This window comes from Pseudoalteromonas sp. ABE4_541, from assembly GCF_056312285.1.
The window spans coordinates 1-18586 of the sequence record NZ_JBSVEM010000038.1; the positions used below are offsets into that span (position 1 = coordinate 1).

General features: G+C 41.4%; 16 protein-coding genes. 7 read left to right on the forward strand and 9 right to left on the reverse strand.

From position 1 onward, the window contains the following. Positions 1-378 precede the first annotated feature (378 nt). From pyrF to gyrA, 9 genes are all read right to left on the reverse strand, one after another. Positions 379-1083 (reverse strand): orotidine-5'-phosphate decarboxylase, encoded by a 705-nt coding sequence (pyrF, locus tag ACW689_RS21170; protein WP_476294357.1) that lies wholly within the window; start codon positions 1081-1083, stop codon positions 379-381. Between the two features lie 104 nt (positions 1084-1187). After that, entirely contained in the window at positions 1188-2324 is a 1137-nt protein-coding gene (gene lapB / locus ACW689_RS21175) for a lipopolysaccharide assembly protein LapB (protein WP_476294359.1), read from the reverse strand. A 2-nt stretch (positions 2325-2326) separates the two neighbouring features. Beyond that, positions 2327-2590 (reverse strand): lipopolysaccharide assembly protein LapA domain-containing protein, encoded by a 264-nt coding sequence (locus ACW689_RS21180; RefSeq protein WP_476294361.1) that lies wholly within the window; start codon positions 2588-2590, stop codon positions 2327-2329. A gap of 19 nt (positions 2591-2609) precedes the next feature. Next, positions 2610-2897, reverse strand: coding sequence for an integration host factor subunit beta (gene ihfB, locus ACW689_RS21185; protein WP_152086029.1), 288 nt, complete (start codon positions 2895-2897; stop codon positions 2610-2612). A 59-nt stretch (positions 2898-2956) separates the two neighbouring features. Beyond that, positions 2957-4624, reverse strand: coding sequence for a 30S ribosomal protein S1 (gene rpsA, locus ACW689_RS21190; RefSeq protein WP_476294363.1), 1668 nt, complete (start codon positions 4622-4624; stop codon positions 2957-2959). Between the two features lie 95 nt (positions 4625-4719). Further along, the gene (gene cmk / locus ACW689_RS21195) at positions 4720-5433 is read right to left on the reverse strand and encodes a (d)CMP kinase (RefSeq protein ID WP_476294365.1); all 714 of its coding nucleotides are present in this window, start codon (positions 5431-5433) and stop codon (positions 4720-4722) included. 158 nt (positions 5434-5591) lie between these two features. Then, positions 5592-6869, reverse strand: a complete 1278-nt coding sequence (gene aroA, locus ACW689_RS21200; protein ID WP_476294366.1) for a 3-phosphoshikimate 1-carboxyvinyltransferase — start codon at positions 6867-6869, stop codon at positions 5592-5594. Then, entirely contained in the window at positions 6869-7951 is a 1083-nt protein-coding gene (serC, locus tag ACW689_RS21205; RefSeq protein WP_476294368.1) for a 3-phosphoserine/phosphohydroxythreonine transaminase, read from the reverse strand. Before serC ends, aroA begins: the two co-directional genes overlap by 1 nt. A 67-nt stretch (positions 7952-8018) precedes the next feature. Beyond that, complete coding sequence (gyrA, locus tag ACW689_RS21210; RefSeq protein ID WP_476294370.1) at positions 8019-10697, reverse strand: DNA gyrase subunit A; 2679 nt, start codon at positions 10695-10697, stop codon at positions 8019-8021. A 185-nt stretch (positions 10698-10882) separates the two neighbouring features. Between gyrA and ubiG the strand changes: the two genes are divergently transcribed. From ubiG to ACW689_RS21245, 7 genes are all read left to right on the forward strand, one after another. Further along, positions 10883-11593, forward strand: coding sequence for a bifunctional 2-polyprenyl-6-hydroxyphenol methylase/3-demethylubiquinol 3-O-methyltransferase UbiG (ubiG, locus tag ACW689_RS21215; protein ID WP_476294372.1), 711 nt, complete (start codon positions 10883-10885; stop codon positions 11591-11593). Next, complete coding sequence (locus ACW689_RS21220) at positions 11590-12237, forward strand: HAD family hydrolase (protein WP_476294374.1); 648 nt, start codon at positions 11590-11592, stop codon at positions 12235-12237. Before ubiG ends, ACW689_RS21220 begins: the two co-directional genes overlap by 4 nt. Before the next feature lie 364 nt (positions 12238-12601). Further along, positions 12602-14887 carry a class 1a ribonucleoside-diphosphate reductase subunit alpha gene (gene nrdA / locus ACW689_RS21225; RefSeq protein ID WP_476294376.1) on the forward strand — a complete coding sequence of 762 codons (2286 nt, stop codon included), beginning with the start codon at positions 12602-12604 and terminating at the stop codon, positions 14885-14887. Positions 14888-14937: 50 nt separating this feature from the next. Next, positions 14938-16068 carry a class Ia ribonucleoside-diphosphate reductase subunit beta gene (nrdB, locus tag ACW689_RS21230; protein ID WP_476294377.1) on the forward strand — a complete coding sequence of 377 codons (1131 nt, stop codon included), beginning with the start codon at positions 14938-14940 and terminating at the stop codon, positions 16066-16068. Then, complete coding sequence (gene yfaE, locus ACW689_RS21235; RefSeq protein WP_476294379.1) at positions 16068-16355, forward strand: class I ribonucleotide reductase maintenance protein YfaE; 288 nt, start codon at positions 16068-16070, stop codon at positions 16353-16355. The genes nrdB and yfaE overlap by 1 nt, the downstream gene beginning before the upstream one ends. Before the next feature lie 484 nt (positions 16356-16839). After that, positions 16840-17046: a hypothetical protein gene (locus ACW689_RS21240; protein ID WP_476294380.1), complete on the forward strand. Its 207-nt coding sequence runs from the start codon at positions 16840-16842 to the stop codon at positions 17044-17046. A gap of 357 nt (positions 17047-17403) precedes the next feature. Next, positions 17404-18507: a hypothetical protein gene (locus ACW689_RS21245; protein WP_476294382.1), complete on the forward strand. Its 1104-nt coding sequence runs from the start codon at positions 17404-17406 to the stop codon at positions 18505-18507. The last annotated feature ends 79 nt before the right edge of the window (positions 18508-18586 follow it).

An 18586-nucleotide genomic window follows, 5' to 3' on the forward strand; every position in this document is an offset into this window, starting at 1 on the left:
TGTAAAACGTGACTTTTTCATTGTTGTCTCCTGTTTGTGATATTACAGAAAACTCTAATTAAACATGTCTCATGTTAAGGGAAGTGGACATTGTCTTTCTTGTAGGGTAGAAATCTATCTAAACAAGATTTCGCTTTAACATATTGAAAAATATATTAAGTCATTAAATAGAAAATAAATTGCATCATTTCAAATGACGTTTCCTATCTCAAACCTGCCTTTCAAACGTTTTATGCTACTTGCATTGCCAACCCTTTCGTACACCCCACCGTTCATATGAACTGATAGAAATCTAAAAGTATTGAGAGAAGATAAAAAACGACAATGACCGAATATCACTGTCGTTTTGTTGATTATTTAACGCAGTTTTAGAAAGGCTTAGGCGATTGACTCGTTAATATCTTTTAACGTTTCAACTGGGTTTTGTGCTTGAGTAATTGGGCGGCCAATCACCAAGTAATCACTGCCCGCTTCCACTGCTTTTTGTGGCGTCATGATGCGTTTTTGGTCGCCTGCATCGCTGCCTGCTGGGCGAATGCCTGGGGTCACAAGTTTAAACGACTCACCAAGCTGAGACTTCAATAAACTCGCCTCTTGTGCTGAGCAAACAACCCCGTCTAGGCCCGCTTCTTGTGCTAGTTTTGCAAGGTAAATTACTTGTTCTTGTGGCGTTTTTTCAATGCCTAAACGTAAAAGCTGTCCTTGGTCCATGCTGGTAAGTACGGTTACAGCTATCAACAATGGGGCTTTGTCACCGTACTCGTTAAGCGCTTCTTTTGCTTTTTGCATCATTTCCAAACCACCGCTGGCGTGTACGTTGACCATCCACACGCCTAGCTCAGCCGCCGCTTTAACTGCTTTAGCCACGGTATTTGGAATGTCATGAAATTTAAGGTCCAAAAACACGTCAAAATCCAGCGCAACCAGCTCTTTTACAAATTCAGGGCCAAAGTAGGTAAACATCTCTTTGCCAACTTTCAATCGACATTGACTTGGCGATAGTTGCTTAACAAAGTCCAAAGCGGCTTGTTTATCGTCGTAATCTAAAGCGATCAGCACTCTTTTATTATCTAATTGAGACATATTATTCCTACGGTAACCTAGAGTTAGAATTAAATTGCGATTGTATCTGGGTGGCTATTATACCTAAAAGTGAGCTTAGTTGGTGTAAGGAGTTAAACTTTAATTTAATAGCCATCAAGGCCTTTACTGGGTTCAATTGACTCCCAGTGTTTGCACGAGGGGCATAACCAATACAACGTATGGCTGGTAAAGCCACAGTGTTTACACTGATACTCAGGTTTAGTAGCAATATATGATGTCACCAATTTGTCGATTTCTGATAGAACGACTTTAATTTTTTGATTTTTATCAGCAAGTAGTTGCAGTAGATAACTAAACCCACGAATTGAAGGCTCTCGTTTTAAACTGTCAGTTAAAAACTCAATCGCTTGTTGTTGTTCGCCTTTTCGGATCAAAGCTTGGCAGTGCTTAATTCTTATTAGCACACCACCTTTGGCGAGTAATTCTTCTACCAACTCTTCAAACTGCTGATGTAAATTAAGTTCGGTGTAGCTTTGCTCTAAATCAGCGATGTACAAAGGCGCTGTGTTAGTGTTTGCGATTACCAGTTTACGCCAATAGTAAATTGCTTTTACATGGTCTTTATTAATAAATGCTTCTTTGCCCAACTCATAGTATGGCCTAATCGTTCTATGATCGATGGCACATGCTTTTTCCATGAGCTTGGGTGTATCATCGTTAAGTGCAGCTTCACAGTAAAAATTAGCGATTGCCGCGAAGTGCTGTGACTTTTTAAAGAGATCACTATGCGCTTCAAACATGTTGATGCCTTTGTGCCACTCTCGCATTTGTGAATACAAATTAATAATAGGATCAAGCGCATCACTATGACCGCCTTTAACCAAAATCACCAAATGCTCTTCAGCACTATCTAATAAACCCGCCAAAATATAATCTTGTGCAAGCTCTAATCGGCTAGATGCCATGTCATCATCACTTAAGCTTGGCTGGTTTAATAGGAGTTCGTGAATTTTTATAGCGCGGTCTAGCTCGCCTCTTTTTCTAAAAAGCGTAGCCAAGGTAAGATAATGTTCGACTGAGTCAGCCGATACTTCAAGAAGTTGGATAAGATGTTCAAGGCCTTGATCTTCTTCTCTATCAAGTAAGAATTTAAGACCTTTGCTGTATTGTGATGTGATTTGGCGATTTAATTCAAGAGCTTGATTTTTTGCACTATTTTTACCCATCACATAACCGTATGCAGCTGCGACGGGAAGCAGTAAAAACAACAGCTCAATCATGGTCAGCGTTCAGAATCAGGTGTCAATTGACGATTGTTTTTCTTAAGTCGATAATTTTGCAATTTTAACTTCGAAAACACCGCAATACCGAGTACGCTTCCAACCAAAACACCAATAGCAAAGCAAACACTCATCAAGGTTGATAATGGCAATGCACTACTCGCTACAATGTAATTAACGTTTACTACGTCAGGGTTTTGGGTACCAATTACAAACGCTAATAAAATAAATACGAGTGCCAATCCTTTTTTAACGACCCCTATCAAGTGTTACTCCATTTACTAATTATTTAATGCTTTCGTTTACGCGGTCACGTAATTCTTTGCCAGGCTTAAAGTGTGGAACGTATTTGCCATCTAACTCTACCGTTTCGCCCGTTTTAGGGTTACGGCCAGTACGAGGCGAGCGATAGTGTAATGAGAAACTACCAAAGCCACGGATTTCGATTCTATCTGAGCTTGATAATGAGCCTGCCATTTGTTCAAGAATTTCTTTAACTGAGTTTTCTACATCCTTTACCGGAATGTGTGCATGCTGCTCTGCTAGTTGTTCTATCAATTCTGACTTTGTCATAGTGTTTCCTTAGATATAAAAAGGAAGGGCTAAAGTGCCCTTCCAGTTAAGACTCTATATTAGTCTTTTTGAGCGTTTTTGAAAGCAGCTGCCATTGCATTTTCAAATGCAGGCTCTTCTTTCTTCAACTTCTCAAGAACTTCTTTCTCTTCAGCTTCGAACATAGCTTTAACTGATAGGCTGATTGTACGGTTCTTACGATCAACACCTACGAACTTAGCTTCGATTTCGTCGCCAGCAGAAACAACAGTTGTTGCATCTTCAATACGCTCTTGAGCGATGTCAGCTACACGGATGTAACCTTCAACACCTTCGATAAGCTCAACAGTTGCGCCTTTCGCGTCAACTTCAGTCACTTTACCTTTAACAATAGCACCTTTTTTGTTTGCGTCTAGGTAGTTATTGAAAGGATCAGCTTCGATTTGCTTAACGCCTAGTGAGATACGCTCACGCTCTGGGTCAACTTGAAGTACGATAGCTGTGATTTCGTCGCCTTTCTTGTACTCACGTACAGCTTCTTCGCCTGGAGTGTTCCAAGAGATGTCAGAAAGGTGAACAAGACCGTCGATACCACCGTCAAGACCGATGAAGATACCGAAGTCAGTGATTGACTTGATCTTACCAGTAACTTGGTCGCCTTTGTTTTGAAGACGAGCAAATTCTTGCCAAGGGTTAGCGATACATTGCTTAAGACCTAGAGAAATACGACGACGTTCTTCGTCGATTTCAAGAACCATAACTTCAACAGTGTCGCCTAGGCTAACAACTTTTGAAGGGTGGATGTTCTTGTTAGTCCAATCCATTTCAGAAACGTGAACTAGACCTTCAACGCCTTCTTCGATCTCAACGAAACAACCGTAGTCAGTAAGGTTAGTTACGCGACCAGAAAGCTTAGCGCCTTCAGGGTAACGACCAGCGATAGCTGCCCATGGATCTTCGCCAAGTTGCTTAAGACCTAGAGATACACGAGTCTTATCTTTGTCGAACTTAAGTACTTTAACTGCGATTTCGTCGCCAACATTAACGATTTCTGAAGGGTGCTTAACACGCTTCCACGCCATGTCAGTGATGTGTAGTAGACCGTCAACACCACCTAGGTCAACGAACGCACCGTAATCTGTAAGGTTCTTAACGATACCTTTAACTTCTTGACCTTCAACAAGGTTAGCAAGAAGCTCTTCACGCTCTTGTGAGTTTTCTGATTCGATAACTGCACGACGTGAAACAACTACGTTGTTACGTTTTTGGTCAAGCTTGATTACTTTGAACTCAAGCTCTTTACCTTCAAGGTGAGCTGTGTCACGTACTGGACGAACATCAACAAGTGAACCAGGTAGGAACGCACGGATTGAATCAACTTCAACAGTGAAACCACCTTTAACTTTACCGTTGATAACACCGATAACAGTCTCTTGCTCTTCACAAGCTTTTTCAAGGCGGATCCATGCTTCGTGACGCTTCGCTTTCTCACGAGAAAGGATAGTTTCACCGAAACCGTCTTCGATTGCGTCAAGCGCTACGTCTACTTCGTCGCCTACAGCAACTTCTAGTTCACCAGCAGCATTTTTGAATTGCTCTGCAGGGATGGCACTTTCTGATTTTAGACCAGCATCAACAAGAACGATGTTGTTCTCGATTGAAATAACAGTACCTTTAACGATAGAGCCTTGCTCTGCTTCAAAACCCTTTAGGCTTTCTTCAAATAACTGCGCAAAATTTTCTGACATACTAAATACGTCTCATAAATTAATATTCCAATTAGCAACCATGCTGCATGGGGTAGTTAGAAAAACACCGGCTTCCTGCCAGCGCGTAAAAAATTTTAGGCTAAGCGCGACTTTTCGAGCTTACCTGAAACCACTGCGTCATCCAAAATCGCCATAACTTTGGCGTATACTTGTTGCGCATCTAGCTCAGTCGTGTCAATCACAATAGCATCATCTGCTGGAACGAGCGGCGCTACTTCACGATTCATATCGCGATCATCACGCGCTTTAATGTCGTCGAGCAGACCACTTAGTGTAACATCTAGCCCTTTTTCATTCAACTCTAAGTAACGTCTCTTCGCACGCTCTTCGGCAGTAGCTGTTAAATAAAGCTTAACCTCGGCGTCAGGAAAAACCACGGTTCCCATGTCTCTACCATCGGCGATCAAGCCTTGCTCGCTTCTAAATGCTCTTTGACGACGTAACAAAGCTTCTCGAACTCTCGGTAATGCTGCCACTTTAGAGGCTGCTGAACCAACTTTTTCGTCACGAATCGTGCCGCTAACATCTTCACCTTCTAATACAACTTTGCTCTTTTTAGTAGTTGAGTCTATTAAAAATTGCACATCTAAATTAGCTGCAAGGGGCACTAACGCTTCTTCATTGTCTAGAGCAATTTGGTGATGTAAAGCGGCAAGTGATAACACTCTATAAATTGCGCCACTGTCTAATACATCCCAATTCAATTTTTCAGCTAACAAGCGACAAACGGTTCCTTTGCCTGATCCGCTTGGGCCGTCCACGGTGATAACTGGCATAGTTGCCGGCATTTAAACCTCCTGAAATGCTCACCTGAAATAAATCGCGAGTATTATACGCATGTTAAATGAATTTATCCTTATTAACATGTAACTTTTTGTGAGATAAGCATAAAGAAGCAACATTTAGAGCTATTTTGGAAACAACTCTAAATGTCTAAAAAAGTGGTTTAAGCGCTGATTGATGAAAGTACATCAAAGTAGGTCGGGAAAGTTTTTGCTGTGCAACCTGGGTCATTAATGATCACTTCTTGACCACCCACAGCCACCATAGAGAAACACATTGCGATACGATGATCGTTATATGTATCAATGTCTGTTAGCCTAAGTGCTGGCGGTGGTGTGATCTCAATAAAGTCATGCCCTTCAACTACCTCTGCCCCTACTTTTTTAAGTTCAGTTGCCATAGCAGATAAACGGTCAGTTTCTTTTACACGCCAATTGTAGATGTTGCGGATCGCCGTCGGTCCATCAGCAAACAAAGCGACGGTTGCCAATGTCATGGCCGCATCAGGGATCGCATTCGCATCGATATCAACGCCTTTTAGTTGCCCTTTTCGAACAACAAGCTTTTCGTCATACCAATCAATTTGTGCGCCAACCTGTTCCATCACTTTAGCAAAACCAATGTCTCCTTGGACACTTTGCTTACCCACTCCATTTATTTCAATTTCTCCACCAGCGATAGCTGCGGCAGCAATAAAGTAAGATGCCGATGAAGCGTCACCTTCAACCATAATTCGGGTTGGTGATTGGTATACTTGGCCACCTTTTACCGTAAAAGTTTGATAATTGTCATTAATCACTCGCACGCCAAACTGCGCCATAACGCCAATGGTAATATCAATGTAAGGTTTTGATACCAACTCGCCTTTAATTCGTACAACAGTGTCACCAGAAAATAACGGCGCGGCCATTAAAAGTGCTGTCAAAAACTGACTTGATATACTGCCATCTATTTCTACTTCACCACCAGCTAATTGCTGACCATTGATAAGTAACGGTGGGTAATCTTTATTTTTAAGGTACTGAATATCAGCGCCAAGTGCTTGCATTGCATCAACTAAGTGGCCGATTGGTCGCTCTTCCATTCTTGGTTCACCAATCAGTTCAAAACGCCCTTTTGTCGCCGCCAAAACGGCAGTCAATGGTCTATAAGCGGTTCCTGCATTGCCTAAAAAGAGTGCTTCATTTGGCGTTTTTAATTTACCAGCACAGCCAACAACGGTCGCTGTTGTTTTGGCCTCATTGAGTGTGACCTGTACGCCCATGTGTGCAAGTGCACCAAGCATATGGCGAATATCGTCACTATCCAATAGGTTATGTACTTCAGTTGTTCCTTCTGCTAGTGCTGCTAATAGCAGAATTCTATTTGAAAGACTCTTTGAGCCCGGCAAGGTGACTGAACCAGATACCTTTGAAATTGGCTTAAGCGTTAACTGTTCCATTAGCTATGTTCCTTTGCGAACTTATCCATAAATGCAACCAATGCTTCAATACCTTCGATTGGCATTGCATTGTAGATACTTGCTCTCATGCCACCAACTAGGCGGTGCCCTTCTAGCGCAACTAATCCTGCTTCTTCGGCTTGAGTTAAAAATAACGCATTTAAACTATCGTCTTTTAACCAAAACGGTACGTTCATACGAGAGCGACAGTGCTCAGCAACTTTATTACTATAAAAATCTGAACTATCAATGTAATTGTAAAGAATGGCCGCTTTTTTCTCGTTATGCGCTTCCATTGCAGCAACACCACCTATGGATTCCAAGTATTTGAAAACTTCAGCGGCTAAATACCAGGCGAATGTGGGTGGTGTGTTATACATACTGCCTTGCTGCGACTCTATGGTGTAATCAAGAATTGACGGTCTTGGTAGCCCTTTTCTTTGCAGCAACGATTTACGTACAATCACGATACAAAGTCCTGATGGGCCGATATTCTTCTGAGCACCAGCGTAGATCACATCAAAATCATCAACATTAATTTCGCGTGACAAAATCACCGACGACATATCCGCAACAATAGGCGCAGCTGAATGTTTTGGCACATCAACTATTTCAATCCCGTCTATCGTCTCATTCGGGCAATAATGAATGTAAGATGCGCTCTCAGGTAACGGCCATTGTGAAACCGGTTTAATATCAAATAAACCATTATTATCTGTACGGATGTTGATACCTTCAACTTGCGTAAACTTAGCCCCTTCTTGGGTGGCGCCAGTAGACCAGATACCGTTTTCAATATAAACACCTGGTGCATCATCCAAGTGCAAATTTAAAGGCACCGCAGCAAATTGACCTCGGCCACCGCCATGCATAAATAGTACTTCAAATTCGTCAGAGATATTCATCAAACGTCGAAGGCTGGCTTCGCACTCTTTCACCATTTCTAAAAAGGGTTTTGAGCGGTGGCTTAACTCCATGACAGAGACACCTAGGTTTTGCCAATCAAGAAACTCTTGCTGCGCTTTGTTCATTACCTCAGGGGGTAACATCGCTGGACCTGCGCAAAAATTATATACGGTCATTTTCCTCATTCCTAAACAACATAGTATTTTTGTATAAAAAAAGCGGCCGAAGCCGCTTTAAATCTTGTTACTCGCTCGGTGAGTCGTCATCACTCACTTGCGTGTCCTGAACTTCAGGCATTTCATCGCCTAGCTCTTCAGGGAATTCATCAACCTCTATCTCTTCGATACGTTGTAAACCAACTACTTGCTCTTCGTCAATAGTTCTGATCAAAATAACCCCTTGGGTATTACGACCAACGGTTGACACTTCGCCTACTCTTGTACGTACAAGCGTACCACGATTTGAGATTAGCATGATCTCATCGTTATCTTCGACCTGAACGGCGCCAACTACCGCGCCATTACGCTCACTGACTTTAATTGATACAACACCCTGTGTTGCACGGCTCTTCGCTGGGTATTCTTCAAGCGGGGTACGCTTACCATAACCATTTTCTGTTACCGTAAGAATAGCGCCATCATTCTTAGGTACTATCAACGACACTACTTTCACGTCGTCAGGCATCTTGATACCACGAACACCCGTTGCAGTGCGGCCCATTGGGCGAAGTGCTAGCATCTCTTCACCTGTTTCAGGATCAATCTTCACTTCACCGGTTTCTGAATCGCGCAGCTTTTCGTTAAAGCGAACAACTTTACCGTGATCAGTAAAGAGCATTATGTCATTGCTACCATTAGTGATATCGGCACCAATCAAGCAATCGCCTTCGTTTAAGTTGATCGCAATAATGCCGCTAGCGCGTTGACGACTGTATGCCGTTAATGGGGTTTTCTTCACAGTACCGTTAGCCGTTGCCATCAGTACGTATTTATCTTCTTCGTATTCGCGAACTGGAAGGATCGTAGTAATACGCTCGTTCTCTTCAAGTGGCAGTAAGTTAACGATTGGCTTACCACGTGCTGCACGTGACGCCAAAGGCAACTGGTACACTTTTAGCCAGTACATACGACCAGCCGTTGAGAAACACAAAATGGTGTCGTGCGTATTCGCAACCAATAGACGCTCGATGAAATCTTCATCTTTCATGCGAGTTGCCGCTTTACCCTTACCACCACGACGCTGAGCTTCATAATCCGAAAGCGGTTGGTACTTCACATAGCCCTCATGAGACAATGTCACTACCACGTCTTCTTCGTTGATCAAGTCTTCTAAGCTAATGTCATGGGCAGCAGCACTGATTTCAGTACGACGCTCATCGCCATAAGTTTCTTTGATCACCACAAGCTCATCACGGATAACTTCCATTAAGCGCTCTGGCGAAGATAAGATATGTAGCAGTTCTGCAATTAGGTCTAATAGCTCTTGGTATTCAGCAAGGATTTTCTCGTGCTCAAGACCAGTTAGCTTGTGTAAACGGAGATCTAGAATTGCTTGTGCTTGCTGCTCGGATAAATAGTATTGACCGTCACGAATACCCAAGTCAGCTTCAAGCCAATCTGGACGTGCCACGTTGTCTTCACCCGCTTTTTCAAGCATGGCTTTCACGGTGCCTAATTCCCATGGGCGGGCGACAAGTGCTTGTTTTGCTTCAGCCGGGCTTGGTGATTTGCGGATAAGTTCAATAATAGGGTCGATATTAGCCAGCGCGATCGCCAAACCTTCTAAGGTATGCGCTCTGTCACGGGCTTTACGTAAATCAAACACGGTACGACGTGTAACCACTTCACGACGGTGAATGATAAACGCTTCTAGCATCTCTTTTAGGTTAAAGCACTTTGGCTGATTGTTGTCTAGCGCAACCATGTTCATACCAAACACAGTTTGTAACTGAGTTTGTGCATATAGGTTGTTTAGAATAACTTCGCCTACTTCACCGCGTTTAACTTCAATAACAATACGCATACCGTCTTTGTCAGACTCGTCACGTAGTGCACTGATACCTTCAACTTTTTTCTCTTTAACCAGCTCAGCGATTTTTTCAATCAAACGCGCTTTGTTCACTTGATACGGGATCTCATGAACGATAATGGTTTCTTTACCCGTTTTCTCGTCTACTTCAATTTCAGCGCGAGCACGAATGTAAACTTTACCACGACCTGTTTTATAGGCTTGCTCGATGCCTTTTTTACCGTTGATGATCGCAGCGGTTGGGAAATCTGGACCCGGAATGTATTCTATTAACTCATCGATGGTCATGTCTGGATTTTGAATAAGCGCCAAACACCCATTCACAACCTCAGTTAAGTTATGTGGCGGAATGTTTGTCGCCATACCAACCGCGATACCTGATGAACCGTTTACCAGTAGGTTAGGTACTTTTGTAGGCAATACATCTGGGATCTGCTCCGTACCATCGTAGTTAGGTACGTAGTCTACGGTTTCTTTTTCTAAATCTGCCAGCAACTCGTGCGACATTTTAGCCATGCGAACTTCGGTATAACGCATCGCCGCAGCAGAGTCACCGTCTACTGAACCAAAGTTACCTTGACCATCAACCAGCATGTAGCGTAAAGAAAATGGTTGGGCCATACGTACAATTGTATCGTATACCGCACTATCACCGTGAGGGTGATATTTACCAATCACGTCACCGACAACACGCGCCGACTTCTTATAAGGCTTATTCCAGTCATTTTTTAGCTCGTTCATGGCAAAGAGCACGCGACGATGTACCGGTTTTAAACCATCACGAACGTCGGGTAATGCACGGCCAACGATAACACTCATTGCGTAATCTAAGTACGAGTTCTTGAGTTCATCTTCGATATTGACTGGCAGGATTTCATTGGCGAGATCAGTCATTTGATTCCACTTTCCTTCAGTGTCTACCTCTTTTATGTCACACTAATGCGTGGCAAAGAGGTTGAGTTATTATTAATTCTGAACTTCCATGCTAACACATTTTAAAATAATTTACAGGCGCAAAGTTTTAGTGATTTTAATCTGACCCTGCTTATAATGCGCTCAGATTAACGAGGAAGTTTTTTATGACCGAACATCAAAATGTAGACCAACAAGAAATCGCCAAGTTTGAAAGTATTGCTGAGCGTTGGTGGGATGCCGAGGGCGAATTCAAACCGCTACATGATATTAACCCACTAAGGCTCGATTTTATTAATGACAAGTGCCAAGGTTTATTCGGCAAAAACGTGCTAGATATTGGCTGTGGTGGCGGTATTTTAACTGAGAGTATGGCCAAGCTAGGTGCAAAAGCAACAGGTATTGATATGGGCCAAGAGCCTCTAAACGTAGCCAAGCTTCACAGCTTAGAATCAGGCGTTCAAGTTGACTATCAAAAAATACCGGCGGAGGACTTTGCTGAGCAAAACCCAGAATCGTTTGACGTTGTTACATGCATGGAAATGCTAGAACACGTCCCCGACCCTGCCTCTATTATTCAAGCCGTTGCTACGCTCGCTAAGCCAGGTGCACACGTGTTTTTCTCGACATTAAACAAAACGGCAAAAGCGTACTTACTTGCGATCGTTGGTGCTGAAAAGTTGCTCAAAATGGTACCAGAAGGTACTCACGACCATGATAAATTTATTCGTCCATCCGAATTAATCAATATGGCAGAATGTGTTGGACTTAAAGTTCGTGCAAGTACTGGTATTACTTATAACCCGCTTAGCAAAACATTTAAGCTCAGTGATGACGTGAGCGTAAACTATATTCTTCATTTTGAGAAACTCGCATGACGCAGGCCGTAATTTTTGACTTGGATGGAACCCTACTGAATACCTGTGACGATTTAGGCGCGGCACTTAACCATACGTTGAAAAGTAATGGTCTTCCCGTAGTCGATAAATCTATTTATAGCCCTGCTATTTCAAACGGCGTCAAAGCCTTATTAGATGTAGGTTTTCAAGAGCAGCTTTGCCAATTTGATGAACATGTGCTGCGTCAATCTGTTTTGGATTATTACGCACAAAACATTGCTGTTCATACCCACTGTTTTGCAGGCATTACTAACTTACTGAGCGAATTAAGCATGCGTAACATTAAGGTTGGGATCATGACAAATAAGCCAACGTTTCTCACGCTTCCTTTGCTTGAACAGATCGAAGAACTCAAACATATCGATGTTGTTGTATGTGGAGATACATTAGATGAAGCGAAGCCATCACCCAAACCATTGTTGCACGCAGCACAACAACTCGATGTAGAACCAGATACTTGCATCTACGTTGGTGATGCTGAACGTGACATTGAAGCCGCAAAAGCAGCTAAGATGCTTTCTGCTGCTGCGTTATGGGGTTATGTCCCGAGCGAAGCCATTGCGCTTAGTTGGCAAGCAGATCTGAATTTAACTAACCCAGAGTCGTTACTTTCACATATCTAGTGTGCAAATATCAGGCAAGGCACTATATGTTGTGTCTTGTCTCATTTTTCTACCCAAGTTGAATATAAAAAAATCAGTTAGAATTTTTTTTGAATTTGCGAAAAAATAGGGTCACTTTGGTTGATTTTTTTTAGGTGTGTTTACACGTAAATCCTCAAAGGTTAATAGCCACTAACACTGGCTAATTATCCCTAAGTTATCCACAATCAGAGACAAGTTGTTCTATTGCAAATTTCACGTAACCCCACTATCTTGTGATCCACGGTATGCTTATCACCATATATAGTGGTGAATAGATAAACAAATAGTGTGAACCGTGCGTTTACCATAAAAATACACATTCCGAAGGAATACAGGCGCAACTATGAACCAACAGTTATCTGTCAGCAAAAGAAACGGCCGTAAAGAGCCGCTTGATTTAGATAAAATCCACCGTGTGATCACCTGGGCCGCTGAAGGCTTAAATAACGTTTCAGTATCTCAGGTAGAATTAAAATCGCACATTCAGTTTTATGATGGTATTCGTACTGAAGACATTCATGAAACGATTATCAAAGCTGCTGCTGATTTAATTGACAAAGAATCACCGGATTATCAGTACTTAGCTGCGCGCCTTGCCATATTCCACCTTCGTAAAAAAGCTTATGGTCAATTTGAGCCACCGCGCCTTTATGACCATGTTACAAAAATGGTTGAAGACAAGCGCTATGACCAGCATTTGCTTGTTGACTACACGGAGCAAGAACTAGACCAGCTAGACAGCTTCATCGATCATAGTCGCGACTTAAACTTCAGCTATGCTGCAGTGAAACAACTTGAAGGTAAATACTTAGTTCAAAACCGTGTAACTGGTGAAATATACGAAAGCGCACAGTTTTTATATATTTTAGTAGCGGCTAGCCTATTCTCTGATTATCCAAAAGAGACACGCTTAGATTACATTAAGCGCTTTTATGATGCAGTTTCGCTATTTAAAATCTCACTACCAACACCAATCATGGCTGGTGTGCGCACACCAACCCGCCAATTTAGCTCATGTGTATTAATTGAGTGTGGCGATAGCTTAGATTCTATTAATGCGACTTCGTCTGCAATCGTTAAATATGTTAGTCAACGTGCTGGTATTGGTATCAATGCAGGACGTATTCGCGCGCTAGGTAGCCCAATTCGCAACGGTGAAGCATACCACACAGGCTGTATTCCGTTTTATAAGCACTTCCAAACGGCGGTTAAAAGCTGCTCTCAAGGTGGTGTACGCGGTGGTGCAGCAACCCTATTCTACCCACTTTGGCATTTAGAAGTAGAAAACCTACTTGTATTGAAGAACAACCGTGGTGTTGAAGAAAACCGTGTTCGCCACTTAGACTATGGCGTGCAATTTAACAAAACGATGTACTCGCGTTTAATCAAAGACGATTACATTACATTGTTTAGCCCATCAGATGTACCGGGGTTATACGATGCGTTTTTTGAAGATCAAGACAAGTTTGAGTCATTATACGTTCAATATGAGCAAGATGAATCAATTCGTAAAAAGCGTATTAAGGCTATTGAGTTATTTTCAATGTTCGCACAAGAGCGTGCAAGCACAGGTCGTATTTATTTGCAAAACGTTGACCACTGCAATACACATAGCCCGTTTGATTCGAAGGTTGCACCTATTCGCCAGTCAAACCTATGTTTGGAAATTGCACTACCAACTAAGCCGCTAAACAACGTAAACGATCCAGACGGTGAAATTGCGTTGTGTACACTCTCTGCATTTAACTTAGGTGCGATTGAATCACTTGATGAGTTAGAAGAACTTGCAGAACTTGCGGTACGCGCTCTTGACAACCTCTTGGATTTCCAAGACTACCCTGTGCCAGCTGCTCACAGCGCAACCATGGGACGTCGAACGTTGGGTATTGGTGTTATCAACTATGCCTACTACCTTGCAAAAAATGACGTTAAATACTCTGACGGTAGTGCAAATTCACTTACTCACCGTACTTTTGAAGCGATCCAATATTACTTGATGAAAGCGTCAAATGAACTAGCAAAAGAACGTGGAGCTTGTCCTTTATTTAATGAAACAACCTACTCACAAGGCATCATGCCGATCGACACCTATAAGCGTGACCTAGACAAGATCTGTGAAGAGCCGCTACACCTAGATTGGGATGCGCTACGAGAGAGCATTAAAACCCACGGCATGCGTAACTCAACACTATCAGCATTAATGCCTTCAGAGACTTCATCTCAAATCTCTAATGCGACCAATGGTATTGAACCTCCTCGCGGCCACATTAGCGTTAAAGCAAGTAAAGATGGTATCTTGAAGCAAGTTGTGCCGGAATATGACCGTTTGAAAAATAACTATGAACTCCTTTGGGATATTCCGTCTAACGATGGTTACTTGGGCCTGGTTGGGATCATGCAGAAGTTTGTTGACCAAACGATTTCCGCAAACACAAACTATGACCCTAGTAAGTTTGAAGGTGGTAAAGTCCCTATGAAGTTACTTTTAAAAGACTTACTGACTGCCTACAAATTAGGTGTTAAAACACTGTACTATCACAATACACGTGATGGCGCTTCAGACTCTCAAGATGAGCTTAAAGCTCAAGCAGAGGATGATGATTGTGCAGGCGGCGCTTGTAAAATATAAGTTTTAGCGGGTCGCAAGACCCGCATGTTTTGGTATTGAGTATATAAAATATGTCTTATTCGACTTTTAGCAGAAATCATAACGATCAGTTAAAAGAGCCAATGTTCTTTGGTCAATCCGTCAATGTATCTCGTTACGACCAACAAAAATATCCAATTTTCGAGAAACTCATTGAAAAACAACTTTCATTTTTTTGGCGTCCAGAAGAAGTTGATGTCAGCAAAGATAGACTTGACTTCCAAAGTCTACCCGAACATGAAAAACACATTTTTCTAAGCAACCTTAAGTATCAAACTTTACTTGATAGTGTGCAAGGTCGTTCACCAAACGTTGCTTTACTACCAATCGTGTCATTACCCGAGCTGGAAACATGGATCGAAACCTGGGCATTTAGTGAAACAATACATAGCCGCTCATACACGCATATTATTCGAAATGTTACCCAGTCGCCTGAACTCGTCTTCGATGATATCGTAACGAATGACCGTATTAACCAGCGTGCCGATGCCGTGACAAAATACTACGACGAACTCATCGAAAAAGTGTCGTTATACAACCTGTATGGTGAAGGCAAGCACGAGATTAATGGACAAACTGTAGCTATAAATCAGTTTGAGCTTAAAAAGCTGCTTTATCTGTGCATCATGTCGGTGAATATTCTTGAAGCGATCCGTTTTTATGTCAGCTTTGCCTGTTCATTCGCGTTTGCTGAGCGTGAATTAATGGAAGGTAATGCAAAGATCATCAAGCTAATTGCACGTGACGAAGCACTACATCTGTCAGGCACACAGCATATGCTTAACATTATGCAAGACGGCAAAGACGATCCAGAAATGGCTATCGTTGCAGCCCAATGTCAAGAACAAGCAATTCAAATGTTCGTTGAAGCTGCTGAGCAAGAAAAAGAATGGGCGGAATACTTATTCAAAGATGGCTCAATGATAGGTTTGAATAAAGACATTCTATGCCAATATGTAGAGTACATCACGAATGTTAGAATGACAGCCGTAGGGTTACCAGCACAATTTGAAAACAAAACAAACCCAATCCCTTGGATCAATGCATGGCTTGTTTCAGATAACGTACAGGTTGCCCCTCAAGAAGCTGAAATAAGCTCTTATCTAGTTGGCCAAATCGATTCTGAAGTAGACGCATCTGACTTTGGTGATTTTGACCTCTAATGAGTGGTATACCTCAAGGCAGTAAGCCTTGCAAAAAAGTTACAGTCAATGTACACGCTGAGCCGCTTGATTTTGCGGCTCAGTCACCTTCAATACTCCACACTCTTGAGCAAGCCAATATAGAAGTCTCATATCAATGCCGTGAAGGGTTTTGTGGCGCATGTAGAGCTAAACTAGATAGTGGCTCTATAAGCTATAATCAGGAACCTTTAGCATTTGTCAGAGATGGTGAAATACTACTCTGTTGTACCAGACCACTTACCGACATAAAGATCACTTTGCCGTAGTACTCTTCTATTGAAAGCGTAGAACCCACATACATCTTTAGAGCAAAAGAGTTAAAAAAACAATATATAAACATTTTTTTTACATTCAAACATGATTGAAAAATATATAGCTGCCGCCGTCACTTCAAAATTGTTTTAAAAACCCTTTTCGCATCAACCCGATAAAGGGAACATAAATTCCTATATATATCAATAATTTGGTCTATTTTTTATATTTTGAATATTACAAATTAAATAATCTGTTGTAATTATTTATCACTCCGTTATCATTGTGCAGACAATATAGGTTATAAAACAATTCATTTTACATATATATAACAGCTTGAAAAACTTTCAATACAGCATAAGTTTTAACCCAATATGTAAAATTAATGATATAAATGTTAACAAACTTGTTGCAGTGTCTCACATTGCAAATAGAATAGTGTTTTACAATGATTAAGCTCAAATACCAGTAATGAGAATAAGTAGTAAGGAATGTTGTATGAAGAACTGCAAGGAAATTTGCTTTGATAGCCGCTTTAATAACAACGAAGGTGAAGCACGACAGATTGATATTTCGTTGGTTCGCACAATTTTCAAACAAGCATATTTAGCTGGTCGAGAAGACGGACTAAATGGCATTTTTATCGAAAGTAACTGTGCATTTGAGAATTTCACCCAAAATAATAATTTATTCCGAACTCGATAGAAAACATATTTTTTACTTGAACGTTTAATTCACTCGCGATCTTTCGCACAAAAGACAAGCGATATTAAAAAGCTAAGCCAATGGCCGAAGCAAGCATCTTTACATCAAACAACGATTAACCCCCAAATCGCCAAATTTCGCAGCTTTTCAACCCCTCCCCTACTAAAACCAACTTTGTATTCAACAAATCGGAAAATTCAAAACATAGTGCTCCAATACATCTTCTATTTCATATATACTCTTTGTGCCGAACAAAGGTGTGTTAAAAAGCATCTATCAGCTAATAACTAAATAAAAACTATAATAATTGTTATGATTTGGACCCTGCGCTGGGTTCAATTGTAGATTAGGAAAACAATGGATAAAATTGAGCAGAATATACTGGCTTCTCTAGCATCGAGCAAAAGTCAAGGGTTTACAGACTCTGGCTATGAATATAAGTCTCTGTTCCTTAGCAAAGTGATCCCTGATGAAAGTAATCCACGATACTTTCCCGCTATTATAATTAGTGATAAACACGCCAATCAAGTCGTAAAAAAGCAGCTTTCAAAAAGACAGCTCATAGAATTGTACTCTGCTGAAAATAAAGTCGTCATAGGCAAATCGTGTATTGTTAATTGCTGTGAATCAGGCTCAGCAGAATGGAAAAAGTCCAACCAAACAATTTCGTCCATCATTGAGCTTGGCGAAAATATTGCCGTATCTGAAGTGATACAAGCACCAACAGTATTTCCTACAGACGAAGGTTACTACCAACTACTGACAGGACACCGTCGTTTCTTTGCTATGGTTTTTGCCCATGGGATCGAAGGTGCTGCACATTTTAAAGTGTATTATCACAAGCCCTTGTTACATAAGGTTAAACAATTTCAGGAAAATGCTAGCCGCGAAGATTTACCCCAGTATGGTAAATTGCAAGCTTTTATGACAGCTATGTATGAAATTGAAACGCTTAACCGAGCGAAAAAAAGGTTGGGCGAAAAACCCCTCACAGTTCGAGAAACAGTAAGTGTTCTTGGTATTTCCGCAGGTGCATTTGATAATTACAACGTACTAGTCAGATACCCTGCAATAATCAGTGCTTACGAAAATGGTAACTCTCACTCATTTTATAAAATGAAAAAAATCATTTTGGATGTTGAACAAGCCTATAAAAAAGAGCATAACATTAAACTACTGAATGTTTCAGATAAAAGGCAGATAAACAACATTCTGAGTGAAATTCTCAACGGTACCGTTAAACCCAAAAAAAACAAAAGTACCAGCCAGTATTATACGCTGGGCAAACTGCACTCATCGAATGCAATCTATCAATTGCTTTCGACAAATATTCTAAAAGTGAACTGCGGGGTTGATTGGGAACAAATAGATTGGAGCAACATCACAGAGGTAAATGAATCAATTCAAAAGGTATTAACCCATTTGTCCGAAACTCAAACGAAAAATGACGGTAGTGTTTAGAAATCTGTGTCATTTCAGTAATATTAGGAAAACAGGAATGACACATGACTCAAGAATTCGATTTCAACAAAGCATTAGA